The 25,527-nt window shown below is 73.2% G+C and carries 18 protein-coding genes; 8 read left to right on the forward strand and 10 right to left on the reverse strand.

The window, feature by feature from the left end; genetic code table 11:
* Window positions 1–2: 2 nt before the first annotated feature.
* Genes ACFPL3_RS04575 through ACFPL3_RS04590 form a run of 4 tightly spaced genes read right to left on the reverse strand, consistent with a single transcriptional unit; the run spans window position 3 to window position 6,264 of the window.
* The gene (locus tag ACFPL3_RS04575) at window positions 3–779 is read right to left on the reverse strand and encodes an enoyl-CoA hydratase/isomerase family protein (protein WP_343947103.1); all 777 of its coding nucleotides are present in this window, start codon (window positions 777–779) and stop codon (window positions 3–5) included.
* Window positions 779–2,041 (reverse strand): CaiB/BaiF CoA transferase family protein, encoded by a 1,263-nt coding sequence (locus tag ACFPL3_RS04580; RefSeq protein WP_343947102.1) that lies wholly within the window; start codon window positions 2,039–2,041, stop codon window positions 779–781. The genes ACFPL3_RS04575 and ACFPL3_RS04580 overlap by 1 nt, the downstream gene beginning before the upstream one ends.
* On the reverse strand, window positions 2,031–4,178 hold the full coding sequence (locus ACFPL3_RS04585; protein ID WP_379588414.1) for a hydantoinase B/oxoprolinase family protein: 2,148 nt from the start codon (window positions 4,176–4,178) through the stop codon (window positions 2,031–2,033). Before ACFPL3_RS04585 ends, ACFPL3_RS04580 begins: the two co-directional genes overlap by 11 nt.
* Window positions 4,179–4,203: 25 nt before the next feature.
* Window positions 4,204–6,264, reverse strand: coding sequence for a hydantoinase/oxoprolinase family protein (locus ACFPL3_RS04590; protein WP_343942816.1), 2,061 nt, complete (start codon window positions 6,262–6,264; stop codon window positions 4,204–4,206).
* 343 nt (window positions 6,265–6,607) lie between these two features.
* Between ACFPL3_RS04590 and ACFPL3_RS04595 the strand changes: the two genes are divergently transcribed.
* From ACFPL3_RS04595 to ACFPL3_RS04630, 8 genes are all read left to right on the forward strand, one after another.
* The gene (locus tag ACFPL3_RS04595) at window positions 6,608–8,491 is read left to right on the forward strand and encodes a helix-turn-helix domain-containing protein (RefSeq protein ID WP_343942817.1); all 1,884 of its coding nucleotides are present in this window, start codon (window positions 6,608–6,610) and stop codon (window positions 8,489–8,491) included.
* A gap of 509 nt (window positions 8,492–9,000) precedes the next feature.
* On the forward strand, window positions 9,001–10,278 hold the full coding sequence (locus tag ACFPL3_RS04600; protein ID WP_343942818.1) for a hydroxymethylglutaryl-CoA reductase, degradative: 1,278 nt from the start codon (window positions 9,001–9,003) through the stop codon (window positions 10,276–10,278).
* Window positions 10,275–11,204 (forward strand): hydroxymethylglutaryl-CoA lyase, encoded by a 930-nt coding sequence (locus tag ACFPL3_RS04605; protein WP_343942819.1) that lies wholly within the window; start codon window positions 10,275–10,277, stop codon window positions 11,202–11,204. Before ACFPL3_RS04600 ends, ACFPL3_RS04605 begins: the two co-directional genes overlap by 4 nt.
* Before the next feature lie 19 nt (window positions 11,205–11,223).
* Window positions 11,224–12,531: an MFS transporter gene (locus ACFPL3_RS04610; protein ID WP_343942820.1), complete on the forward strand. Its 1,308-nt coding sequence runs from the start codon at window positions 11,224–11,226 to the stop codon at window positions 12,529–12,531.
* On the forward strand, window positions 12,528–14,153 hold the full coding sequence (locus ACFPL3_RS04615; RefSeq protein ID WP_343942821.1) for an amidohydrolase: 1,626 nt from the start codon (window positions 12,528–12,530) through the stop codon (window positions 14,151–14,153). Before ACFPL3_RS04610 ends, ACFPL3_RS04615 begins: the two co-directional genes overlap by 4 nt.
* A gap of 66 nt (window positions 14,154–14,219) precedes the next feature.
* Window positions 14,220–15,830: a M48 family metallopeptidase gene (locus tag ACFPL3_RS04620; protein ID WP_343942822.1), complete on the forward strand. Its 1,611-nt coding sequence runs from the start codon at window positions 14,220–14,222 to the stop codon at window positions 15,828–15,830.
* Window positions 15,757–16,863 carry a DUF4034 domain-containing protein gene (locus ACFPL3_RS04625; RefSeq protein ID WP_343942823.1) on the forward strand — a complete coding sequence of 369 codons (1,107 nt, stop codon included), beginning with the start codon at window positions 15,757–15,759 and terminating at the stop codon, window positions 16,861–16,863. The genes ACFPL3_RS04620 and ACFPL3_RS04625 overlap by 74 nt, the downstream gene beginning before the upstream one ends.
* 158 nt (window positions 16,864–17,021) lie before the next feature.
* Entirely contained in the window at window positions 17,022–18,182 is a 1,161-nt protein-coding gene (locus ACFPL3_RS04630) for an NAD-dependent epimerase/dehydratase family protein (RefSeq protein ID WP_343942824.1), read from the forward strand.
* Between the two features lie 12 nt (window positions 18,183–18,194).
* On the opposite strand, the gene ACFPL3_RS04635 is transcribed toward ACFPL3_RS04630, so the two are convergent.
* From ACFPL3_RS04635 to ACFPL3_RS04660, 6 genes are all read right to left on the reverse strand, one after another.
* Window positions 18,195–19,256 (reverse strand): glycosyltransferase family 2 protein, encoded by a 1,062-nt coding sequence (locus tag ACFPL3_RS04635; RefSeq protein WP_343942825.1) that lies wholly within the window; start codon window positions 19,254–19,256, stop codon window positions 18,195–18,197.
* A gap of 89 nt (window positions 19,257–19,345) precedes the next feature.
* Window positions 19,346–20,758, reverse strand: a complete 1,413-nt coding sequence (locus ACFPL3_RS04640; RefSeq protein ID WP_343942826.1) for a PepSY-associated TM helix domain-containing protein — start codon at window positions 20,756–20,758, stop codon at window positions 19,346–19,348.
* Between the two features lie 162 nt (window positions 20,759–20,920).
* Complete coding sequence (locus ACFPL3_RS04645) at window positions 20,921–21,529, reverse strand: TetR/AcrR family transcriptional regulator (RefSeq protein WP_343942827.1); 609 nt, start codon at window positions 21,527–21,529, stop codon at window positions 20,921–20,923.
* Between the two features lie 14 nt (window positions 21,530–21,543).
* Complete coding sequence (locus tag ACFPL3_RS04650) at window positions 21,544–22,989, reverse strand: carboxyl transferase domain-containing protein (protein ID WP_343942828.1); 1,446 nt, start codon at window positions 22,987–22,989, stop codon at window positions 21,544–21,546.
* The gene (locus ACFPL3_RS04655; protein WP_343942829.1) at window positions 22,986–24,164 is read right to left on the reverse strand and encodes a CaiB/BaiF CoA transferase family protein; all 1,179 of its coding nucleotides are present in this window, start codon (window positions 24,162–24,164) and stop codon (window positions 22,986–22,988) included. The genes ACFPL3_RS04650 and ACFPL3_RS04655 overlap by 4 nt, the downstream gene beginning before the upstream one ends.
* Window positions 24,165–24,175: 11 nt before the next feature.
* Window positions 24,176–25,486, reverse strand: a complete 1,311-nt coding sequence (locus tag ACFPL3_RS04660) for an SLC13 family permease (protein ID WP_343942830.1) — start codon at window positions 25,484–25,486, stop codon at window positions 24,176–24,178.
* Between the last annotated feature and the right edge of the window lie 41 nt (window positions 25,487–25,527).

Genomic DNA, 25,527 nt, shown 5'->3' on the forward strand with positions numbered 1-25,527 from the left:
GGTCAGCCGCGGGACGGGAACCGCGGGGCGCGGCGTTCGGCGAAGGCGGCGAGGCCCTCGCGCGCGTCGGGCGCGGTGAACGCCTTCTGCCCGTAGAGCGCCTCGACGTGGAAGGCCTGGTCCTGCGGGAGGTCCCCGAGCCGCAGCACCGCCTCCTTGATCGTCTCGAGGGCCGTGCCGCTGCGCGCCGCGAGGCGGTGGGCCCGGTCGAGGGCGGTGTCGAGCAGCTCCGCGGCGGGGACGACGTCGTTGAGCAGGCCGTAGCGCAGCGCGTCGGCGGCGCTGATGCGGTCGCCGAGCAGCATCAGCTGCATGGCCCACGGGTACGGGATCTGCCGGGTGAGCCGGGTGAGGGTCCCGCCTGCGGGCACCACGCCGACACCGCTCTCGGGGAGGCCGAATTCCGCGGTGTCGGCGGCGATGCGGATGTCGGTGGACAGCATGATCTCGAACCCGCCGCCGAGGCACAGCCCGTTGACCGCGGCGATCACCGGCTTGAACAGCGTGGTGTGCTTCTGGTGGGCCGGGTCCCACTCGGAGATGTCGAAGCGCCCTTCGGCCAGGGCCGGGATCGACTCGGTGAGGTCGGCCCCCACGCAGAAGGCCCGCTCCCCCGCCCCGGTGAGCACCGCGACGGCCACCGCGTCGTCGTCGCGGACCTCGGCGAACGCCTCCCCCAGCTCCCGGTACATGGCCAGCGTCAGGGAGTTGAGCTTCTCCGGGCGGGCGAAGCGGATGATCGCGACGGGGCCGTCGCGGTCGAGCTCGATCCCGGCCATCAGATCGCGCCCGCGGTGCGCAGGGCGGCGATCTGCTCGTCGTCGAGGTCGGCGAGGGCGCGCAGCAGCACGTCGGTGTGCTCCCCGACCTTCGGGGCCAGCCCGCGCGGGTTCGTCGGGGTGACGTCGAGCTTGATCGGCGAGCCGACCATCCGCAGCTCGCCGAAGTCCGGGTACTCGACGTCGACCACCATGTCGCGGGCGGCGATCTGCGGGTCCTCGACGACCTCGCCGATGTTCTTGACGGCGCTGAGCGGCACCTGGTCCCCGGCGAGCTCCTCGAGCTCGATCTTCGTGCGGTCGGCGAACCACTCGTGCAGCAGCGGCCGGATCCGGCGCTCGTACACCTCGGGGGTGAAGCGCTTGGCCATCGTGTCGATCTCGGGGTCGTCGGCGAGGTCGGGCCGGCCGAACATCTCGCACGACAGCCGCCAGAACTTGTCGGTGTAGCCGCCGAAGAAGACGAACCCGTCCTTGCAGGGGTAGAGCTCGTAGGGCTTGACGAACGGGTGCTCGTTGCCCAGCGGGGCGGCGACCTTGCCGTCCACCGTGTAGGACACCACGGCGTTCTCGGTGAGGCTGAGCACCGAGTCCTGCTGGGAGACGTCCACGAGCTGGCCCTGCCCGGTGCGCTCGGCGTGCCGCAGGGCGGCGAGCGTGCCGATCACGGCGTAGAAGGTGGCCGAGAGGTCGCCGATGATCGTGCCGACGCGTACCGGTGGGCGGTCGGCGAACCCGTTCATGGACCAGAGCCCGCCGGTGGCCTGCGCGCTGTTGTCGTAGGCGGGTTTGCGCCGGTACGGGCCGGTCTGGCCGTAGCCGGAGATCGCCGTGTACACCAGCCGCGGGTTGACCTTCTTCAGTTCCTCGTAGCCCACGCCGAGCTTGTCCATGGTGCCGGCCCGGAAGTTCTCGACCAGGACGTCGGCGCGCGCCGCGAGCCGGCGCAGGAGGTCCTTGCCCTCCGCGGTGGCCAGGTCCAGCGTCAGGCCCATCTTGTTGCGGTTGAACTGGGCGAAGAACGCGCTGAACTCGTCGTCCCCCGACGCGGCGCGCAGCGTCGGGGGGAACCCGCGGGCGTAGTCGGGCTCCCGCGGGTTCTCGACCTTGATGACGGTGGCGCCGAGGTCGGCGAGCAGCATCGAGCAGAACGGCCCGGCGACGACGCGGGTGATGTCGAGGACCACCACGCCGCGCAGCGCCCCCTGCGGGAGCCCGCCGGGGAAGAGCCCCTCCAGTACCTCGGTGCCCTCAGGCGACATGCTGCTCCTCCTCGACGCGGATGCGGGCCTCCAGCAGGGTGCCGCAGGCCGGGCTGTAGCACTCGTCGATCAGCACCCGGGGGCCCGCGTCGCGGTGCCGGACGCGCACGCCGTGCTCGGCGAGCCGGTCGGCGGCGACGTGCGTGACGCGCACGGCGTGCGGCCGCCAGTCCGGGTCGTCGCCGAGGCGGGCGCCGCTGGCCGGGCAGTACCAGCCGGCGTCGTCGCGCTGTGGGGTGGACGCGGTGGCCGCGCACCCGGGCGTGACGCGCGCGGTCGGCTCGCCGCCCAGACGGGCCCGGCGGATGGCGTCGCGGGCCCGGGCGGTGGCCTCCTCGTCGACGCCGGATCCGGTGAGGACCACCCCGTAGGTGGCGGCCGCCGTCTCGGCGCCGATGTAGCCGTCGGCCACGTCGGCCGCCACGCGGGCGGGATCGCGCAGCAGCGGGTCGCCGTAGCCGCCGCCACCGGCGATCCACTGCACGAAGACGTCACCGGCGGCGATCGGCACCGACTGCTGGTTGATGGCGAGCAGGTCGGCCCGCTCGGCGGTCAGCGCGGCGTCCGTGGGCACGGTGCCCTCCCGCAGCAGCGCGGCGACGTTGGTGCCCCGACGCACCTCGTGGCCGCTGCCACCCGCGGGCAGCCCGCCGCCGAAGCCGTCGGCCACCACCTGGGCGCTGGGCGCGAACACCGTCTGCACGACCTCCTGCGCACCGTGCAGGGTCCAGGCGAACTGCAGGCCGAGCCCGCCGCGCTGGGCCCCGTGCCCGGCGCTCGCGGTGTTGAGCTGCTTCCACAGGTAGAGCACCGGATACAGCATCTCGTTCATCTCGACGTCGGGGAGCATGTTGTTGACCTGGGTCATCATGCCCGCGCAGTCGAGGCCGTCCATCTCCGGTTGGGCGCCCGCGCCCATGCCCCCGCCGTCCATGTTGAACAGCACGAAGTACTCGCCCGCGTCGCTCGTGCCCGCGGAGATCCCGCCGGTCCACGAGTCGGCCCACACGCCCTGGGTGCGGCCGCGCATGACGTCGTCGGCGCTGGTCCGGCACGCCTCGTTCATCAGCTTGGTGACGAGCCTGCTCACCCGGGCGCCCGTGGTGAGGTGCCCGTTGCTGATGGGCGCGGGCGGGGTCGGGTTGACGATCGTGCCGGGCTCCGCGACCACGTCGAACGCGGTCATCACGCCCTCGTTGAACGGCACGTCCCACGCCAGGATGGGCACCACCGCGCTCGCGACGCTGCCCACCAGCGCGCCGTAGCTGCAGTTGACGAAGCCGCCCGTCTGCTCGCTCGAGCCGGTGAAGTCGAAGGTGATCTGGCTGCCCCGCTTGGTCATCGTGCAGGCCACGCGGTACAGGTCGTCGACGTGGCCGTTGTGCTCGGTCCACTCCTCCGCGCGGTAGGTGCCGTCGGGGATCACCGCGATGCGCTCGCGCACCACCTGCTCGGCCAGCTCGAACGACAGGCGGGTGTACTCGCGGAACTGCTCGAGGCCGAACTCGGCGATGGTGCCCAGCAGCCGCCGGATGCCGGTGTTGTTGCTGGCCACGAGGCTGCGGACGTCGTTCCAGAACAGGGCGGGCACGCGGACGTTGTTGAGCAGGGTGCGGCGGACCCACTCCACCGGCTCACCCTTCTCGAAGATCTTCACCCCGGGCGGGAGCCGCAGCGCCTCGGCGTAGCAGTCGGTGGCGCCGGGCGCGAACCCGCCGGGCGTCATCCCGCCGACGTCCACGAGGTGGGCCTGCGACTGCGCCCAGCCGATGAGCTCGTCCTCGTGGAAGATCGGGGAGATCACGTTGGTGTCCGGCGGGTGGCTGGCGCCTGCGGTGTGCGGGTCGTTGCTGATGAACGCGTCGCCGGGGTGCAGCGGCTCGCCCTCGATCGCCTTCACCAGGTTCTGCACGGCCACGCTGCCGGAACCGATGTGGAACTGCACGTAGTCGGAGTAGGCGTAGATGCGGCCGGTCGGGTCGAACAGCGCGGTGTTGAAGTCACCGGCCTCGGTGATCACCGGCGACCCCGAGGAGCGGATCATCGCGATGCCCATCTCCTCGACGATGGAGTCCAGGCGCATGCGGATGACCTCGAGGGTGACGGGGTCGTAGCCGGCGGGCAGGGAGCTGGTCATGATCGTCTCCTTCGACGGTGGCGGGTCAGAGGCCTGCGTCGAGCCGCATGCGGAAGTGGCCGCCGTCGGTGAGCTCGACCTCGGCACCGCTGGGCACGTAGACGGTGGTGTCGGGCTCCTCCAGCAGGCACGGCCCGCTCGCGCGGCCCAGCGCACCGAACCCCCGGTGCACGTCGACCTCGACGCGCTTGCCGGTCAGCGGCTCCACGATGCTGCGCCGGGAGGCCTGGTGGACCTGCCCCTCGGCGTCACCGACCTCGTGGCCGTCCTGCACCTCGCTGCGGCCGATCGCCCGCACCCGGGAGTTGACCAGCAGGATCTCGGTCTCGGTCCACGCGGTGCCCGCGCCGAACTCCTCCTCGTAGTCGGCGATGAACTGCGCGCGCAACGCCTCCTTGTCCGCCTCGGTGAACGTGCCGGCCGGCAGCCGGGTGGTGACCTCGAAGATCTGGCCGACGAACTTCATGTCTGCCTCGCGGTAGAGCTCGCGCCGCTCGGCGGGGATGCCCTCGGCCTCGAACCAGGCCTGCGCGCGCTCCTCGAGCGCTGCGAACTCCGCGTCCAGCTCGGCGGCGGGCTGCTGCATCGTCCACGGGCTGGTGCGCACGGCGGAGAACACCGAGTCGGCGTGCATGAGCCCGTAGGCGGAGAACACCGCGGCGTTGCGCGGCACGACGACCTCCTGCACGCCCGCCTCCGCGGCGATGCCCGCCGCGAACAGCCCGCAGGCCCCGCCGAACCCGACGAGCGTGAACTCCCGCGGGTCGTGCCCCCGGTTGACGGTGATCTTGCGCAGGGCGTTCGACATCTGGGACGTGGCGAGCCGGTAGATGCCCTCGGCGGCGGCGTCCTCGGTGAGCCCCAGCGGGCCCGCGACGTGCTCGCGGATCGCGGCGCGCGCCGCGTCCTCGTAGAGGGCCACGGTGCCGCCGAGGTAGAAGTCGGGGTTGATCAGCCCGAGCACAAGCGCGGCGTCCGTCACGGCCGGACGGGTGCCGCCCTTGCCGTAGCAGGCGGGCCCCGGCGTGGCGCCCGCGCTGTGCGGGCCGACCCGCAGCAGCCCGCGCCCGTCGACCCAGGCGATGCTGCCCCCGCCCGCGCCGATCGTCTCGATGTCCACCGCGGTCAGGCTCGTGGGCAGGCCGCCGATCTCCGCGCGCGGCAGCAGCCGGAACTCGTCGTCCATGATCGCGGCGGCGTCGAGGCTGGTACCGCCCATGTCGGCCGTCAGCACCCGCCTGCGGCCGAGTTGCTTGCCCAGCAGGCGCGCCCCGGTCACCCCGCCGACCGGGCCGGAGTTGAACATCGCGATCGGGGCCTTGCTGGTCTCCTCGACCGACAGGAACCCGCCGTGCACCTGCATGATCTGCACGCGCGACCGGAGCCCGCGCGAGCGCAGCTCCTCGGCGAGGTGCTCGAAGTGCGAGGCCACGAGCGGCTTGACCGCGGCGTCGAGCGCCGTGGTGACCATCCGCTCGTACTCCCGGTACACCGGCGTCAGGCTGCTCGACAGGGTGAACGGCACATCCGGGTGGTGTTCCTGCAGGTAGCGCCCGATCGCCTGCTCGTGGGCCGGGTTGCGGAACGACCACAGGAGGCAGACCGCCACTGCCTCGGCGCCGGTGGCCAGCAGCGCATCGACCGCCGTCGCGATCTGCTCCTCGGTGAGCGGCACGAGGACCTGCCCGTGCGCGTCGACCCGCTCGGCCACCTCCACGATGCGGCGGCGCTCGACGATGTCGACGGGCGCACTCATCCGGTGGGGGTCGCGCTCGTCGGTGCGAGCCGAACGCGCGATGCGCAGAGTGTCGCGGAAGCCCTGCGTGGTCAGCAGCCCGACGGCCGCGTACTTCTGCTCGTCGACCGCGTTGGTGACGATCGTGTTGCCGAGGACGAACCGGTCCACGCCGGCGAAGAACTCCGCCTCACCCATGCCCGCCCGCTCCTGCAGCACCTGCAGGGCGCCGAGGATGCCGGTGGTCACGTCCTTGGTCGAGAAGGCCTTGCCCCGGATGGCCCGGCCATCGACGAGCGCCACGGCGTCGGTGAACGTCCCACCGACGTCAATGCCCACGTGAAGCGTCATTCCGCTGTCTCCTTCGACTGCGTCTGGGTCGTACTCGGCGAGGACGCGAAACTGCAGCGGATGCTCGGTGTTCCGGCGTCCGGGCCCGACGGCGGGGGGCCGTCCGGCGTGGCGTCCGCTGGTCAGGGGCACGCTAGAGCGGGCGCTGTCCTGCGCACATGGTCCGGCGGTCACCGATCCGCCCGGCGCGGGTGTACCCACGGCCCATCCTGAGACCTCGACCACCTCGCGACGCCCGAGATCGGCGGCGCAGCGCGGCGACGGCCCGTCGCTATGTAAGGTCCGCCCACACCCGATGCGGCGACGGTGGACCCACGGTCCACCATGATCCGGAGGCGAACCGATGAGCGCGACCATCCCGGTCGACACCGTGGTCGCCCTGCTCGACGCGGCAGCGGCCGAGCGGGACGTCGACGACACCGAGATCCGCGACCTCCTCGGCGACCTGGATCTCCCGGCCGACGCGGCGGCCCGGGTCGGCGACGGCATCAGCCGGCTGCGCGGCGGATCCGAGCGGTGGCGGCGGCGCGGCCGGCAGCTCACCGCCCTGTTCTCCAGCGCACGGGAGCTGGCGCAGCTCCGCGACGTCGACAAGCTGCTGGAACGGCTCGTCGAGCGCGCCCACGACCTCGTGGGCACCGACGTCACGTACCTGTCCGAGTTCGACATGCGCACCCGCGAGCTGCGGGTGCGCACCACGCTGGGCACCGTCGCCCCGGCGTTCCTCGGCCTGCGCGTCCCGCCCGGGATGGGGCTGGCCAGCCTGGTGGTGGAGCGCCGCCAGCCCTGCTGGACCTCCAGCTACTCCGGCATGACGCAGGCCCCCCACGACGCCCACATCGACGCCACCGTGGCCGCCGAGGGCCTGGTCTCCCTCCTCGGCGTCCCCCTGCTCGCGGGCGAGGAGGTGATCGGGGTGCTCTTCGCCGCCAACCGCGTCGAGCACTCCTTCTCCCCCGAGGAGATCTCGCTGCTGTCCGCGTTCGCCGACCACGCCGCCGTCGTCCTGCAGACCGCACGCCTGCTCGCCCGCACGCAGGAGGCGGCCGAGGAGACCCGGCGCGCCTACGGCCAGCTCGCCCGGCACGTCGAGGCGATGGAACGCGCCAGCGAGGTGCACTCCGACCTCACCACGCTCGTCCTGCAGGGCGGCGACACCACCGCCGTGGCCGGCGCGCTCGGGAAGGCCCTGCGCTGCCGCGTCACGGTGCTCGACGCCGACCTCGAGGGCGACGACGGCTCGCGCCGCGACGAGATCCGCAAGGCCGTGGAGGAGAGCAGGCGCAGCGGCCGGTGCGTGACCCTGCCCGGGTCGGGCCACGACGTGGTCGTGGCCGTGGTGGCGGGCCAGACGTTCCTCGGGGCGCTCGTGCTCGAACCGGGCGCGGTGGAGTTCGGGCCCGTCGAGCTGCGCACCGCCGAACGCGCCGCGCAGATCACGGCGCTGCTCAGCCTCAAGCAGGACGCGCTGGTGGAGGCCGAGCAGCGGGTGCGCGGCGACCTGCTCGCCGACCTGCTGTCCGACGACCCGCAGCGCCGCGCGGGCGTCACGCAGCGCGCCCTGGCCCGCGGCATCCGCACCGCCGAGCTCCGCACGCTCGTGGTGGTGTCACTGCCCGCCGAGCACCGCCGCCCCGCCGCCCGCGCCGCAGGACGGGCCGCGGGCAGTGGCGGGCTGATCGGCGAGCACGCCGACTGGGTCGTCGCGCTCACCTGCGAGACCGACCCGGCCGCCGCGGCAACGCTGATCCACAAGGCGGTGCGGCGCGCGATCGACCAGCCGGCGCTCGCCGTGGCCGCGGAGCTCGACGCCGTACCCCGCGACGTGCGCGCCCAGCTCGAGGCCGCGACGGCGTGCGCCCGCGTGCTCCCCGCGCTCGGGATCACCGACGCGGCCGTCACCAGCGACGAGTACCTCCCCTACACCGCGCTCTTCGGCCCCGGCGAGACCCGCGTCGCCACCTTCGTGCGCAACGTCCTCGGCCCCATCCTCGACTGGGACGCCACCCGCGGCGGGAACCTGCTCACCACGATCGGCGCCTACCTGGACAACCGCCTGAGCCCCGTCGCCGCGGGCCGCGCCCTGCACCTGCACAAGAACACCGTGCTGCAGCGGCTGGAGCGCATCACCGAACTGCTCGGCGACGACTGGCAGGAGCCCGACCGGCTCTTCCGGATCGGCGTCGCGGTCCGCGTGGCGAGGCTGTCGGCGCCCCACCGCGGCTAGGGACTCCTGGCGCCCACGAGGAGGCATGATCACAGGTTTGGCGCAAAAACGGGCGTTTTCGACACGGGAATGCGCCAACTCGCCGATCATGGGCGCACTGGTGGTCGAAAAGGCCTCCCCAAATCGTCGATCAAGGTGAAATGGTCGCTAGATGATCTCCAAGAGCGACCATTTCCCCTTGGTCGCCGCGAAACCCCTGGATTCGCCCCTTCCAGGAGAAGCATGCCCGCGAAACTGCCCCGGAGACTGCGCGGTGCCGCCAGGAGGTCACCCACCACAGGCATGATCGCCAGACCGGTGCGTTTTCCGACACCTGGCGTCGGAAGACGCACCAGACCAGCGATCATGACCTGGTGACCGCCGCGGTCCGGGGCGAGGTTGGGGACACCCACCGGGCCGATGGCCCACGCCGCCCGCTGATTCCGTGGACGGTTGACACATCCCTTCTGCCCCGGCTGCTCACTAGCGTCGCCTCGCGGACGAGAAGCCACGCCGCAGTGGGAGGGGCGATGTCGCGCACCAGTCGCATTCAGGGTCTCCGGGACCTGTCCGTGGAGGCCCGGCGCAAGACCGTCGCGGAGTCGGCAGGCCTCGACGCGGACCGGCTCGCCGCGTTCGCCCCGGAGAAGGGGATCGGCGCAGGCCTGGCCGATCACATGATCGAGAACGTGGTCGGGGTCTTCGGGATCCCGCTGGGGGTGGCGACGAACTTCGTCGTGAACGGCCGCGAGGTGCTGGTGCCGATGGCCACCGAGGAGGCGTCGGTGGTGGCCGCCGCCTCGAACTCGGCGAAGGTCGCCCGGATCCACGGCGGCTTCAGCACCTCCTCGACCGCGCCGATCATGCAGGCCCAGGTGCAGATCGTGGGGGTGCGGGACCCGGAGGCGGGCCGGGTGCGGCTGCTCGAGGCGCGCCAGGAGCTGATCGACCTGGCCAACGCGCAGGATCCCGTGCTGGAGAAGTTCGGCGGCGGCGTGCGCGACATCGCCGTGCGGGTGGTCGAGTCGCGGGCGGGCACCTACGTGGTGGCGCACCTGCAGGTGGACGTCCGGGACGCGATGGGCGCGAACGCGGTCAACACGATGGCCGAGGCGGTGGCCGAGCGCGCCGGGCAGATCGCGGGCGGGCGGACGTTGCTGCGGATCCTCACGAACAAGGCCGACCTGCGGCTGTCGCGGGCCCGGGCGGTGTTCGACAAAGAGGCGCTGGGCGGGGAGGCGGTCGTCGACGACATCGTGCACGGCGCGGCGCTGGCCGAGGCCGACCCGTACCGGGCTGCCACCCACAACAAGGGGATCATGAACGGGATCACCGCGGTGGTGCTGGCCACGGGCAACGACACCCGCGCGGTCGAGGCGGGGGCGCACTCCCACGCGATCTCCCCGGCCGGGCGCTACACCTCGATGTCGCGGTACGAGAAGGACGCCGACGGCAACGTCGTCGGCACGCTGGAGCTGCCGATGCCGGTCGGCCTGGTCGGCGGGGCCACCAAGGCGCACCCGGTGGCGCAGGCCGCGATCGAGCTGCTGGGGGTGCGCACCGCCGCCGAGCTCGCCGAGATCATCGTCGCGGTGGGGCTCGCCCAGAACTTCGGCGCGGTGCGGGCGTTGGCCACCGACGGCATCCAGCGCGGGCACATGGCGCTGCACGCCCGCAACGTCGCCACCACCGTCGGCGCCACCGCCGAGGAGGTGCCCGCGGTCGTCGCCCGGCTCGTCGCCGACAAGGCGGTGCGCGCCGACCACGCCGAACGCGTGCTCGCCGAGCTCCGCGCCGGCAAGGCATGAACCGCTACGGCGTCGATCCGCTCCCCGGGCTGCCGAGCAGCGTCACGATCTGCGAGGTCGGGCCGCGCGACGGGCTGCAGAACGAGGCCGGTCTCGTGCCGGCGGACGTCAAGGTCGAGTTCATCGAGCGCCTGGTCGACGCGGGCCACACCGTCGTGGAGACCACCAGCCTGGTCCACCCGGGCTGGGTGCCCCAGCTCGCCGACGCCGAGGAGGTGCTGCGGCGCCTCGAACGCAAGCCGGGGGTGCGCTACCCGGTGCTCGTGCCGAACCGGCGAGGGCTGGAACGCGCGGTGGACCTCGGCGTCACCGACATCGCCGTGTTCGGCTCGGCCACGGAGAGCTTCGCGAAGGCCAACCTGAACCGCACGGTGGCCGACTCGCTGGAGATGTTCGCCCCCGTCGTGGCCCGCGCCCGGGAGGCCGGGTGCCGGGTGCGGGGCTACCTGTCGATGTGCTGGGGCGACCCCTGGGAGGGCCGCGTGCCCGTCGACCAGGTCGTCTCCGTGGCCTCCCGGCTCATCGGGATGGGCTGCACCGAGCTGAGCCTCGGCGACACCATCGGGGTGGCCACCCCGGGCCGGGTGGGCGCCCTGCTCGACGCGCTGCTGGCCACCGGCGTACCGATCGACCGCATCGCCGTGCACTTCCACGACACCTACGGCCAGGCGCTGGCCAACACGCTCGTCGCGTTGCAGCGCGGCGTCACCACGATCGACGCGTCGGCCGGTGGTCTCGGCGGCTGCCCGTACGCGCGCTCGGCCACCGGGAACCTCGCCACCGAGGACCTGGTCTGGCAGCTCGACGGCCTCGGCATCCGTACCGGGGTCGACCTGGCGAAGCTGGCCGAGACCAGCACCTGGCTGGCCACCCGCCTCGGCCGCCCGAGCCCGGCGCGCACCCTGCGCGCACTGGCCGGCACCTGACCCGCAGGAGGATTCGACAGTGACCGTCTCCCCACCCTCCGCGGACGTCCGGCGCCGCCGGGCCGTGGCCGGTGCGTTCGTGGGCACCGCGATCGAGTGGTACGACTTCTTCATCTTCGGCACGGCGGCCGCACTCGTGTTCGGCCGCGTCTTCTTCCCCGACGCCTCGCCCGCGGCCGGCGTGCTCGCCAGCTTCGCGACGTTCTGGGTCGGGTTCCTCGCCCGCCCGATCGGCGGGGTGCTCTTCGGGCACCTGGGCGACCGGTTCGGCCGCAAGAACGTGCTGGTCACGACGCTGCTCCTGATGGGGACGGCGACCACGCTCATCGGCCTGCTGCCGACGTACGCGCAGGTCGGGGCGCTGGCGCCGGTGCTGCTGGTGCTCCTGCGCGCGGGGCAGGGGCTCGCGGTGGGCGGTGAGTGGGCCGGGGCCACGCTCATGGCCACCGAGAACGCGCAGCAGGGCAGGCGCACCATGGCGGGCACGTGGGTGCAGCAGGGCTCGCCCGCCGGGTCGATCCTGGCCACGCTGATGTTCCTGATCGTCGGCCGGTTGCCGGACGAGCAGTTCATGACGTGGGGCTGGCGCGTGCCGTTCCTGTTCTCCGCGGTGCTCGTGGTGGTCGGCCTCGTGATCCGGGCGAAGGTCGAGGAGTCGGCGGACTTCCTCGCTACGAAGGCCCACCAGGACGTCGTGCGCGTCCCCATCGCCACCGTGCTGCGGACCGCGCCGGCGATCGTCTTCTTCGGCGTGGTGGCGAGCTCCCTGGGCATCGCCGCGGCGTTCTTCCAGAACACGTTCCTCGTGTCGTGGTGGACGAACGAGCTCGGGCAGGGCCGGGACGCGATCCTCAACCTGGGGTTCGTGATCGCCGTGTGGCAGTTCGTCTGGCAGCCGATCGCCGCCGTGATCGCGGGCCGCATCGGGCGCGACCGCGTGATGATCCTCGGCGTCCTGCTGTCGATCGCGATCACGATCCCGTACTTCCTCGCCATCCTGAGCGGAAACATCTGGCTGGTCGGTGCGGCCCAGGTCGTCTTCATCGTGGGCGCGGCCGGGTACTACGCGATGCTCGCCAGCTTCCTGGCCGAGGCCTTCCGCCCGAACGTGCGCTACACCGGCGTCGCGCTCGCCAACGGGCTCTGCGCGATGATCATCGGTGGCTCGACGCCGCTGATCGCGCAGGCCATCCTCGGCGTGGCCGGACCGTGGGGGGTGGCCGCGTTCTTCGCGCTGCTCTCGGTGGTGACGCTCGCCGGGATCATGGGGATGCGGCGGGTCCGGGCCGCCGCGGCCGCCGGAACGGGGAGTGAGGTCACCGCGTGAGGGTCGATGCCCTCTTCGAGAACGGGCGGTTCTGGACCGGCGACCCGGGCCACCCGGAGGCCACGTCCGTGGCCGTGCACCACGGGCGGATCGTCGCCGTCGACGACACCGGCGGTCTGCGGGCGCGCCGGGTGCACGACCTCGGCGGCGCGCGGGTGGTCCCCGGGCTGCACGACGCGCACCACCACCTCGCCCTGACCGGCACCCGCCTGGCGAGCGTCGACGTGCGGCCGGGCGCGGTCCGCAGCCTCACCGAGCTGTACGACGCGCTGGCCGCCCGCGCCGCCGCGCTGCCGCCGGACGCCTGGGTCAGGGCGAGCGGCTACGACCAGAACGCCCTGGGCGGCGTGCACCCCACCGCGGAGGCGCTCGACCGAGCCGTCGGCGGGCGCCCGTGCGTCGTCGAACACGTCTCGGGCCACATGGTCGTCGCGAACACCGCGGCGTTCGCGCGCGCCGGCTACCCGGATCGCGCGGGCTTCCCGGACGTCCCCGGCGGCCGGGTGTTCCGCGGCGCCGACGGGCGGCCGGAGGGCCTGCTGCAGGAGACCGCGATGCACCCGCTGCGCAACGCGGCCGCCGAGGTGGGCGACGAGGAGATCGCGCACCGCCTCGGGCTCGCGAACGCGCAGGCCCTGTCCTACGGGCTCACCAGCGTCACCGAGCCCGGGGTCGCCGTCGACGGCAGCATCGGGCGCGGCGGCGTCGCGATGCACCACTACCTCACCGCCGTGGCCGAGGGCACGATCCGGCCGCGGATGACGGTGATGCCGTGGCACAGCACCCTGCACCCGCCCGCCGACGGCCCCGAGGGCTGGCAGACGTTCGACTGGGGCATCCGCACGGGCTTCGGCGACGAGCGCCTGCGCATCGGGCCCGTCAAGATCGTGTCGGACGGGTCGCTCATCGGCCGCTCCGCGGCGGTGCACCGGTGCTACTGCGGCGAGCCGGACAACGTCGGCGTCCTGCAGCTCACCCCGGACGAGCTGCGGGACGCGATCGTCGCCTACCACCGGGCGGGCTGGACGGTGGCCACCCACGCGATCGGCGACCGCGCGATCGACCACGTCCTCGACGCGATCGCCGAGGCCCAGCGCGTCCACCCGCGCGAGGTGCGCCACCGCATCGAGCACTTCGCGATCGCCACCGACGAGCAGGTGCGCCGCTGCGCGGCCCTCGGGGTCGTGCCCGTCCCGCAGGGGGTGTTCATCTCCGACTTCGGCGACGGCATCCTCGAGGCGATCGGCCCCGAGCGCTCGGCGGGCACGTACCGGATGCGGTCGCTGCTCGACGCCGGGATGGTCGTGCCCGGCTCCACCGACTCCCCCGTGTCGGACGCCAACCCCCTCGTCTCGATCCACGACCTCGTCAACCGGGTCACCCGCTCCGGGCGGGACTTCGCGCCCGCCGAACGCGTGAGCGTCACCGAGGCGCTCAACGCCTACACCCACGGGTCGGCGTTCGCGGTCGGCCGGGAGGCCGAGGTCGGCCGGCTCACGCCCGACCGGTTGGCGGACTTCGCCGTGCTCGACGACGACGTCCTCGCGATCGACCCGAGCGGGATCAGGGACCTGCACGTCACCGCGACGGTGATCGGTGGCGAGGTCGTCTTCGAGCGCTAGCGACGCCCGCGTCGGCACGCGCACCCCACCCCGATTACCATGATCGTCCTCCGATCGGGGGGGTCCGTGAAGCGCGTCGGGCGCAGCATCGCGTGGGTGCTGCTGGTCGCCGTCGTCCCGGCGGGGATGTTCGTCGTGATGACCGCGCTGGTCGCGTTCAACGTCTACGCGTTCGTCGTGTCCCCGGTGACCGCCGTCAAGATCGCGATCGGGGTCGTGCCGACCGTGCTGGTGCTCGGCCGCGGGCTGTGGCTCCTGGTCTCTCGGATCGACAGCCCGGTGAACGGCGTGCCGGTCCACGAGCACGAACAGCCGCAGCTGTGGGCGTTGGTCCGCAGGCTCGCCGAGGTCGCGGGCACCACGCCGCCCCACGACATCCACCTGGTCGCCGACGCGAACGCCGCCGTCATGGAGGACACGCGGCTGCTCGGGCTGATCTCCACGCGGCGGCGGATGTTCATCGGCGCCCCGCTGGTCACCGAGCTGAGCGCGCCCCAGTTCGCCGCGGTGCTCACCCACGAGCTCGCGCACTACAGCAACCGCGACACCCGCTTCGCCGGCATCGCCTATCGCAGCCGCCGCGCGTTCGTGCACACGCTGACCACGCTGAACAGGGACGACCACCTCCAGCGCGCGCTGCACTTCCTGCTGCGGCGCTGCGGGACGCTCACGCTGAAGGCCACCGCGACGCTGGCCAGGCGGCAGGAGAGCGCGGCGGATGCGGCAGCGGCCGAAGCGGTCGGCTCGGCGGCCACCGCGGGCGCGCTGCGCGAGCTGGCACCGATCGCCTGGTCGTGGAACGAGTTCCGGGACAACCACCTGATCGCGGGCTGCTCCGCCGGATACCTGCCGGCCGACCCGTTCGGCGGGTACCGCAGGTTGCGGGCCTCCCTGCACGACGAGCCGGCCCGGCTGCGCGCCGAGCCACCCGACGACGCCGACCCGTACGACACGCACCCGCCGATGCGCGCGCGGGTCGCGGCCGTGGGCGCGCTGCGCGCCGCCGGCACGGTTCACGTCCCGTCCGGCCCCGCGCTCGGGCTGCTGCGCGACCCGGCGCCGCTGCTCGACGCGGCGTTGCTGGACGAGCTCGTGCCGGCGGCACGCACCATGCGGCGCGTCGACTGGCCGACGTTGATCCGCATCAGCGGACTCGCCTCGATGACGGAGCACACCGACCGGGTGCTGGCCCGAGCAGCGCAGCTGACCGGGCGCCGGCCGTCGCTGCGCACGCTCCTCGACGCGCTCGACGCCGGCATGGTGGCCGACATCGGCGCGGATCCGGCCGCCCCGGACCGGCCGTCGGACAGCCCCCGGGTTCGTGCCGAACGGTCCCGGCTGATCGTCCGCGACGGGCTGCGCGGAGCGGTCGTCGCCACGCTCACCGAGATCGGCGCGGTGCGCTGGCAGGAGGCGTGGCCCTCGGTCGGTGCGATGCAGGCGGACGGGCGGCTGCTGGAGCCGTTGCACGACCTGGTCGAGGCGGCGGTGTCCGACCGGCCGGACACGAGGGGCCTGCGGGCGCTGCTCGACTCGGCGATCCGACAACAGGGAAGGCAGCAACGACGTGGCACTGCTACTGGGGACGAGGACCCGGGTCCTGATGGCCATGCGCAAGGAGGCCAAGCGTCGCGGCCTCTCGGTCAAGGACTACATCGAGGCGGCGTCCGCCGATGAGCTGATCACGTTGATCCACGAGGTTGATCCCACCGTCAACCCGGCCGAGATGGTGCCCGGCCTGCCCGACCTGCCGGCCGTCGACGTCACGCAGTGGGGCCTGCCGCCCAAGCACGCGCTGAGCACCGACCTCAGCAGGCCGGTCCCGGTGATCGCCTCGGTGGTGGCGGCCGCGCGGGCCCGCGACTGGCGGCCCGCGGCCGATCTGCTCCACCGCTGCTACGGCGACTGGGGGATGCGCGCGGCCGTGGTGCACGCGCTCGGTGAGGCCGCGGCGGACGACGCCGGCTGGCTGCAGGGGTGGCGCGCCGCCGTCGGCCCGCACGACCGGCACCTCGCGGTGGTGGACGCCCACGGGCTGCTCTGGCTGGCCTGGAAGCTGCGCGGCAACAAGCAGGGCGAGCTCACCTCCGCCGATCAGCACCACGCGTTCCAGCAGACGATCCTGCGGGCGGAGGCCGCGGCGCAGCGGGCCACGGAGCTGGCACCGGACGACCCGACGCCGTGGTACACGCTGGTGACGCTCGCGCGCGGCCTGGGCTACGACGGCGGCACGTTCTCCGCGGTCTGGCGGGCGCTGCAGGCCCGCGACCCGCTGCACCGCGCCGGGCACGAGTTCGCGTTGATGTACCTGTCCCCGGAGGGGCAGGGCCCCTACGACGACCTGTTCGCATTCGCCGAGCGGGCCGCCGCCGCGTCCCCGTCGCTCGCGTTCCTCGTGATCGCGGCCGCATACGACTACGAGGATCACCACGAGAAGATCTGGAAGGAGGCCAGGATCCACCGCGCGCTCGACGCGCTGCTCGCGCACCTGGCGAGCCCTGCCGGCAGCCGCAGCGTCCACGCGGCCGCCGACCGGCGGTGGGCGGCGTACGGGCTCGTGAGCGCCGGCCGGGCCGCCGAGGCCGTGCCGCTGTTCGGTCAGCTGGGCACCGACGCGTCCGGCCGGCCGTGGGAGGACTTCGGCGACAACGCCGTCGACGCCTTCGAGAGCTTCCGCCGGCGCGCCTGCGCGGACTCGCGCACCGCCTGACCCGCGCCACCGCACGTCGCACCGGCCGGATGGCCGCGGGACGAGCCGACGAACCAGACATGCCGTAAAAATGGGATGGATCTTTCGGATGTCCGGTCACGGGCGTTCGCGGCATGCCGAGGCACGACATCGGCCGGCGACAGAAGGTGGGACGCGACGTGCGGGTTCTGGTTCTCGGCGGAGACGGCTATCTCGGGTGGCCCACGGCGCTGCACCTGTCCGAGGCCGGCAACGACGTCGCCGTCGTCGACAACTTCCTGCGCCGCCGCTACGACGAGGAGCTCGGGGTCTGCAGCCTCGTGCCGATCGAGTCGCTCGAGGTGCGCACCAGGACGTGGCACGCGCTCACGGGCAGGCGGATCGAGACGTTCGTCGGCGACCTGTGCGACGGGGACTTCGTCACCGAGACCACGCGCGCCTTCCGGCCCGACGCGATCGTCCACTTCGCCGAGCAGCGGTCCGCGCCGTACTCGATGATCGACCGCGAGCACGCGGTCCACACGCAGCACAACAACGTGGTGGGCACGCTGAACGTGCTCTACGCGATCGCCGAGGTCGACCCGGCCATCCACCTGGTGAAGCTGGGCACGATGGGCGAGTACGGCACCCCGAACCTCGACATCGAGGAGGGGTGGCTGGACGTGGAGCACAAGGGCCGCACCGACCGCGTGCTGTTCCCCAAGCGCCCGGGCAGCTTCTACCACCTGAGCAAGGTGCACGACAGCCACAACATCGAGTTCGCCTGCCGGGTGTGGGGGCTGCGCGCCACCGACCTCAACCAGGGCGTCGTCTACGGCCAGCAGACCGAGCTCACCGAACGCGATCCCGCGCTCGCCACGCGCTTCGACTACGACGCCGTCTTCGGCACGGTCCTCAACCGCTTCGTCATCCAGGCGGTGCTGGGCGAGCCGCTCACGGTCTACGGCTCCGGTGGGCAAACACGCGGGATCATCGACATCCGCGACACCGTGGAGTGCATCCGGCTGGCGGTCACGCACCCGGCGCAGCCCGGCGAGTTCCGGGTGTTCAACCAGCTCACCGAGCAGATGTCGGTGCACGAGATGGCCAAGGCGGTGGCCACGGCCTTCCCCGGCGCGGCCGAGGTGGAGAACGTCGAGAACCCGCGCGTCGAGGCCGACTCGCACCACTACAACGTGGTGTTCACCGGCCTGCGGTCGCTCGGCCTGCAGCCCCACCTGCTGTCGGACACGCTGATCACCTCGCTGTTCCCGGTGGTCGAGCGACACCGCGACCGTGTCGACCGCGCCATGCTCGCCCCCACCGTGCGCTGGAGGAGCACCGCGAACGCGCTGCGGTGAGGCCCACGCGCGTCAGCGGAAACGGTCGGTGCGCCCCTTCCACCCCGACGTCCGCCGGACGACGCGCACCGCGCCGTCGATCAGCACACCGCCGAACAGCGCGCTCGCCACGGGGGCGAGCGGCGCGCCCCAGGACCCGGCCCGCATCAGGCGCGCGGCCCGGCGGTGGGCGATCGCCTGCAGCGCCCACCCGGCGAGCCCGGCGAGGCGCACGTGGCGCCGGCCGAGGAGCGCGGCGGCAGGCGGCGCGAGCGACAGGGCGATCTGGCCGAGCCCGCCCCCGAGCAGGACCGGCACCGAACCGCGGGTCCCGGCGACGAAGCTCTTGCGGAACGACGTCCAGCCCTGGGTCCACGGGTCCATCCCGCTGGTGGTGACGTGCGCGAGCCCGTCGACCAGCCGGGTGACCCCGCCGCGGTCGCGCACCGCGGTGGCGAGCGCGATGTCCTCGTTGCGCAGGTTCCGCAGCGCCGCCCAGCCACCCACCACCTCGTACGCGCCCGCGTGGACGAGGATGCAGTGCCCGATCGCGAAGGCCTTGCGCCCGCGGCCCTGCGGGTCGGCGTTCTCCCCGATCATCTGGATGCTCGGCGGCACGAGCACCGGCCAGGTCAGCGACCGGCCCGCGGGTGGGCCGGCCGGGCTCGACACCAGGTCGGCCCTCGCATCGCGGGCGGTGGTGAGCAGCCTGCCCAGGGCCTGCGGGCCCAGGACGACGTCGGCGTCGACGAACAGCAGCCACGCCGATCCGGGGAAATCGCCCGCCGCCACGACGCCGGCATGCATCGCGTGCACCTTGCCCTTCCAACCGGGAGGCGGACCGCTGGTGCGCACCACCGAGACCCGCGCGTCCTCGGCCGCGTGCCGGCGGGCGATCTCGCCGGTGGCGTCGGCCGACGCGTCGTCGACGACGACGATCCGCAGGTTCGCGTGGATCTGGGCACGCAGCCCCCGCACGCACGCGTCGATCACGGCTTCCTCGTCCCGGGCGGGCACGACCGCCACGACCGGCACGTCGGTCCCGCCCGGGTCGGCGACCGGGCTCAGCGCCAGCACCCGGCGGACGCGGTCCACGCTCCGCACGCTGCGGTACGCGGAGGCCGCAACCCCGGCAAGGAGCAAAGTGGTACGAATCGCCCGCACCGGGCGACCCTAAACCGTGATCACACCCGCGGCGGCTGCGGCACGCGGCGGGCCCGGCGACCCAGGACGGTGTCCACGGCGAGGAAGCCGAGCAGACTGATCCCGAACAGCGGCGCGAACCAGCCCACCACCAGCGCCGCCGCCACCGCGGCGAACACCACCGGCTGCCCCGCCGCGCGCAACCGGCCCCGCGGCACCGCTCGGCCACCGGTGGGCCGGCGCTGCCACCACATCCGGTAGCCGAGCACGATCAACACGATCATGCCCACCCCGAACGCCACCAGCACCAGCTGGTTCACCCACCCGAACAACACGCCCATGTGGGCGTCGATCCCCCACCGCGTCAGCTTCGCCATCAGCGGGTAATCGGCGAACCGCACCTCGCCCACCACCGCACCCGACGCGGCGTCCACCGCCACCGCATCCACCTGGGTCGGCCACTCCCGCCCGACCTCGGTCACCGTCCACGCCGCACCGACCTGCGCCGGCAGCGCCACCTCCACCCGGCCGTCGTCGATCCCGGCCGCCCGCGCCGCTCCCAGCACGCTGTCGAACAGCGAAGGGTCCACGATCCCGGACCCACCACCAGCGGCGGCGGCGGCGCGGTGGGCGGCGTGTTCTCCACCCACCGCCGTCTGCAACACCGGGTTCTGCCAACCGAACGAGGCACGCAGCGCAGCGACGTTCTCCCCCGCGTACGTCGACCACGTCAAGCCGGTCGCGGACAGGAACAATGCGCCCAGCAGCAACCACGTCCCCAGCGCACCGTGCGGCCCCACGAGCCGCCGCCGACCCGGCACACCCCGCTCGGGACGCACCAGATCCACCACCCCGGCCCGGCCCGCGGCCCGGCGGGCCCGCCACCGCGCCACCCACAACGCCACGCCACCCAGCGCCACCACCCACAACCACGACGCCGCCAACTCGCTGTAGAGCCGGCCCGGCTCCCCCAGCATCAGATTGCGGTGCAACTGGTCGATCGTCGTCCGCAACGGCAGCACCCCGCTCGTGCCGTAGGTGACCAGCGCCCCCTTCGGTTCACCGGTGCCCGGATCGACGAACACCGTCCATCGCTCCGAATCACCCAGAGCGGGGTCGTCGAACAACACCCGGGTGGTGGCGCCGGGTTCGGGCGCGGGCCGCACCGCCACCAATTCGCCGCCGGGACCGCCCGCCACCGCGGCCCGCACCTGATCGGCCAACGGCAATTGCTGCGTGCTCGGCTCCACCCGCAGCTGCTCGGAGTACAGCCAGTCCTCCAGCTGCGGGGTCAGCACGTAGAGGACGCCGGTGGCCACCGCCACCAGCAGGAACGGGCCCACCAACAAGCCCGCGTAGAAATGCAGGCGCAGCACCAGGCCACGCCACCCGGAGGCGGCGCCGGCGGATGGCTCGGACGCGGGGCGGGCCGTGGGCTCGGCGTCGGTCGACATTGGCGATTCCTACCGGCGCCCCGGTAACGACCAGGAACGGCCACGTGAGGTCTCCGTAACGGCGATCTCCGCGGGCGCCGAAGCGATCCGTGAGAATGTCGTCACACGGAATTCACGGCGTTTCGCCGCATTCCCTCGTTGTACCCGTCCGCCGCGGGAGCGTCAGGCGGGCGGCCAGCTCCGCAGTGCGGCCTCGGCCACCCGGTGCAGCTCGTCGCGGCCCGCGCCGCCCGCCGCCTGCACGGCGATCCCGGCCCCCACGGTCATGAGGTAGCGGGCGAGCAGCTCCGGGTCGGACGTGGCCGGCAGGTCGCCCTCGTCGCGTGCGCGCCGGAACCTCTCCTGGAGCAGGGCGCAGCCCTCGTCGCGCGAGCCGATCAGGAAGTCGCGGACAGGCCGGTCCTCGGGTGCCGTGGCCAGCGCCCCCTGGACCGCGAGGCACCCGGACGGCCGGCCCGGCGTGGTGGTGGCCTCGACCGCCCCACGCAGGAATGCCGATGCCACGTCCCGGGCGGTGGGCTCGTTCACGGCCTGCGTCGTGTACGCGGCCGGCCCGGCGAAGTAGCGCTGCACCGCCTTGCGGAACAGCTCCTCCTTGTTGCCGAAGGCCGCGTACATGCTCGTGCGGGTGATGCCCATGGCCGCGGTGAGGTCGGTGAGGCTGGCACCTTCGTAGCCCTGCTCCCAGAACACCACCATCGCGCGTTCCAGGGCCTCGTCGACGTCGAACTCCCGCGGCCGCCCGATCGTCGCCCTCCGGGTGCCCGCCACGTCGTCGAGTTTAGTCACCCGCGCCGGGCGTTCGTGGCGTCCCGGATCGCGGCGGCGCACGCGCCGATCACGGCGTGCGCGAACCCGCGGGGATCCTCGTGCGCCGCCGGGCGTTCCGGCACCAGTACGTGCACCGCGCCCGCCTCGAGCAGGTCGAACGCGCTCACCTTCTGCCGCTCCGCCATGAGCGGCGCGTGGGCGGTGTCGTGGTGGACGATCGCGCTGGCACCCTCCGGCGGCAGCGGGGACAGCCACGCGTGTTCGGCGGCGATCACCCGGTCGGCCGGCAGCAGGGCGAGCGCGGCTCCCCCGCTGCCCTGCCCGAGCAGCACCGAGACCGAGGGCACCGACAGGTTCGACATGTCGGCGAGGCAGCGCGCGATCTCCCCGGCGAGCGCGCCCTCCTCCGCGCTCGGGGAGAGGTCCGCACCGGGCGTGTCGATCACGGCGACGAGCGGGAGGCGCAGCTCCTCGGCCAGCCGCATCCCCCGGCGCGCCTCGCGCAGCGCGCTGGGCCCCAGCGGCCGGTCGGACGTCTGGAGGCGGCGGTCCTGCCCCACCAGCACGCACGGCAGCCCGTCGAACGAGGTGAGCGCGAGCAGCAGCCCGGCATCGCGCTGGCCGTCGCCCGTACCGCTGAGCGGGATCACGTCGTCGGCCCCGAGCCGCAGCAGGTCGCGCACGCCGGGGCGGTCCGGGCGGCGGGTGAGCAGCACGGATTCCCAGGTCGACGTCGTGCGCGGCGGTGGGGGCGCAGCGGGCGGCGCCGCCGCACCGGAGGCCGGGTGGGGCGTGAGGAGCCGCAGCACGCGCCGCGCGACGCCGGCCAGCCCGTCGGGCGCCACGACGGCGTCGATCACGCCCTTCGCCACGAGGTTCTCGGCCACCTGGACGCCGCTCGGGAACGGCGTGCCCGTGACGGCCTCGACGACGCGCGGGCCGAGGAACCCGATGAGCGCGCCCGGCTCGGCCACCGTGACGTGCCCCAGCGACCCCCACGACGCGAAGACCCCGCCCGTGGTCGGGTTGCGCAGGTAGACGAGGTAGGGCAGCCCCGCGGCCTTGTGGGCCACGATGGCCTTCGAGATCGCGATCATCTCGAGGAACGCGGGCGTGCCCTCCTGCATCCGGGTGCCGCCGGAGCACGTGGCCACGAGCAGCGGGAGGCGGTCGCGCGTGGCCCGCTGCACCGCCGTGACGATGCGCCGGGCGGTGGCGCGGCCGATCGAGCCGCCGAGGAACGCGAACTCGCCCGCGATCACCGCGACGGCCGTGCCGTCGATCGCGCCCGCGCCGGTGATCACGGCCTCGTCGACGCCGGACCGTTCCCGCGCCGCCTCGAGCTGCGCCACGTACCCGGGATCGAGACCCGTGAAATCCACCGGCTCGTCCCAGCTCGTGAACGAGTCGCCGAGGACGAGGTCGATCAGGTCGCGGGCGCGCAGGTCGGTGCGGATCATCGTGGCTCCGCCCCCATGAGCCAGGCGCGCACCGACGCGCCGTTGCCGTCGAGCGTGGGCGGCGGCGTGTGCGCCCTCCTCGTGACTTCCCGGCCACCTGGGTCGAAGAACCGCAGGGGCGGCCCCGCGAGCTGCACGCGTCCCAGTGTGGCGTGCTCGACGTCGATCAGCAGGCCCTGGCTGCGGGTCTGCTCCCACGCGTACACCTCCTCGATCGTCCGCACCCGGCCCGCGGGCACCCCGGCCTCGGCGAGCCGCACGAGCAGGTCGTCGGCGTTCCAGTCCGCGAAGACGTCCTCGACGACGTCCACGAGCTTCTCGCGGTGGGCCACCCGCTCGGGGTTCGTGGCGAAGCCCGCCATGTCGGGGTCGACGTCGAACGCCGCGCAGAACCGCTGCCAGAGGCCCTCGCTCCCCACGGCGATCTGCACGGAGCCGTCGGCGCAGCGGAACAGCCCGTAGGGCGCGATGGAGGCGTGGTGGTTGCCCTGCCCCCGCCCGACCTCGCCGACGACGGTCCACCTGGTGGACTGGAAGCCGTGCACGCCCACCGTCGCGGCGAGCAACGACGTGCGCACCACCGTGCCCGCGCCGGTGCGGCCGCGCTCGATCAGCGCGGCGAGCACCCCGTAGGCCCCGTACATCCCGGCCAGCAGGTCGGCGATCGGGGTGCCGACCTTCTGCGGGTCGTCCGGGCCCGAACCGGTCAGCGACATCAGACCGGCCTCGCCCTGCGCGATCTGGTCGTACCCGGCCCGGCCGCCCTCCGGGCCGTCGTGCCCGAACCCGGTGATAGACAGGATGACGAGGCCGGGGTTCTCCTCGTGCAGCACGTCGAACCCGAGCCCGAGCCGGTCCAGCACGCCGGTGCGGAAGTTCTCCACCAGGACGTCGGCCCGCCGCACCAGCTCCAGCAGCAGCGCCCGGTCGGCGGGCGCCTTGAGGTCGAGCGCCACGGACTCCTTGTTGCGGTTGGCGGACAGGAAGTACGTCGACTCGTCCCCGACGAACGGCGGGCCCCAACCGCGGGTGTCGTCCCCCGCTCCCGGCGCCTCGATCTTGATCACCCGGGCCCCGAGGTCGCCGAGCATCATGGTGGCGTGGGGACCGGCGAGGGCCCGGGACAGGTCGACCACGAGGGTGCCCGAGAGCGGGCCACACGCGGCATCGGACATCGGTCCTCCTCTCAGAACACGCCGCTGACCACGAAGGCGGCCCAGACGAGCAGCGGCCCGGCGACGGTGACGATCACGCTGTAGCCGAGGATCTGCCGGTAGAAGCGGTCCTCGGGGACGGTGTCGGGGCGGTTGGCGACCATCAGCGCACCGTTGGTCGAGAACGGGCTGACGTCGACGATGGTCGAGGACACCGCGAGGGCTGCCACCACCGCGACGGCGCTCACGCCGCCGGAGGCCACCAGCGGGATGGCGATCGGGATGATGATCGGCAGCAGGGCGGTCGACGAGGCGAACGCCGAGGTCACACCGCCGACGTAGCAGAGCACGAGCGCGCCGATGAGCACCGTGCCGAGCCCGGCGGCCCAGGTGCCGACGGCCTCCGGGGCGCCCGCGGTGCTGAGGATCGTGGCGAACGTGCTGACGCCGGCCACGAGCAGCACGGTCGACCACGCGATCTGCGTGATGGCGCCCTTCTGCTCCTTCGGGAACAGCGCGGTGAGGATCACGGCCGCGGTGACGGCGGTGAACCCGATGTTCCGCTCGAACACGAGCGCCACGACGGCGACCGCGACGAAGGCGGTGAGCGTGATGAGCTGGTCGGCGCGGACCGTCTGGCGCACGGCCACCGCCGTGGCCGTGCCCCCGCCACCGACACCGCCGCCGCCACCGGACGGCGCGGGCTCGATGTCCGGGCCGTCGTCCTCGATGCGCCGGGCGAGCAGTTCACGACCGCCGAGCGCGACGAACAGCACGACCGCGATCGCGAGGTTGAAGACCAGGCTCGCGAGGAAGATGGCGCCCTCGTCCACCGGCAGCCCGTTGTCACGCATCACCGAGTTGGTGATCACGCCGTAGATGCTGATCGGCGAGAAGCCGCCCGCCTGGGCGCCGTGCACCACGAACATGCCCATCATCAACGGGCTGATCCGGTGCCGGCCGGCGAACCCGAGCGCGATCGGCCCGATGATCGCGCAGGCGGCGGGGCTCGCGGCCCCGATCGCCGTGAGCACGGCCGTCACGGCGAACATCACCCACGGCACCAGCCCCACGCGGCCGCCCACCACGCGTACGGCGCCGCGCACGATCAGGTCGACGGTGCCGTTGTTGCGGGCGATGGCGAACAGGTAGGTCACCCCGACCAGCGTCAGCACCAGGTCGCCGCTGATCCCGCTGATGATCTCCTTCTCGGAGAGGCCCAGCGCGTAGGTGCCCACGATCCACGCGGCGACGAAGCCGAGCGCCCCCATGTTGATCGGCAGCACCGTGCCCACGACGAACAGCGCGACGAGCGCGAGGACGGACAACCACTCTGCGGACATGAGCGTTCCTTGGGTCTCCAGGGGCCCCGCGGGCGAGGCGC

Origin of the sequence: Pseudonocardia zijingensis (genome assembly GCF_042657305.1) — a bacterium.
In the GTDB taxonomy this organism is placed as follows: Bacteria; Actinomycetota; Actinomycetes; order Mycobacteriales; family Pseudonocardiaceae; genus Pseudonocardia; species Pseudonocardia zijingensis.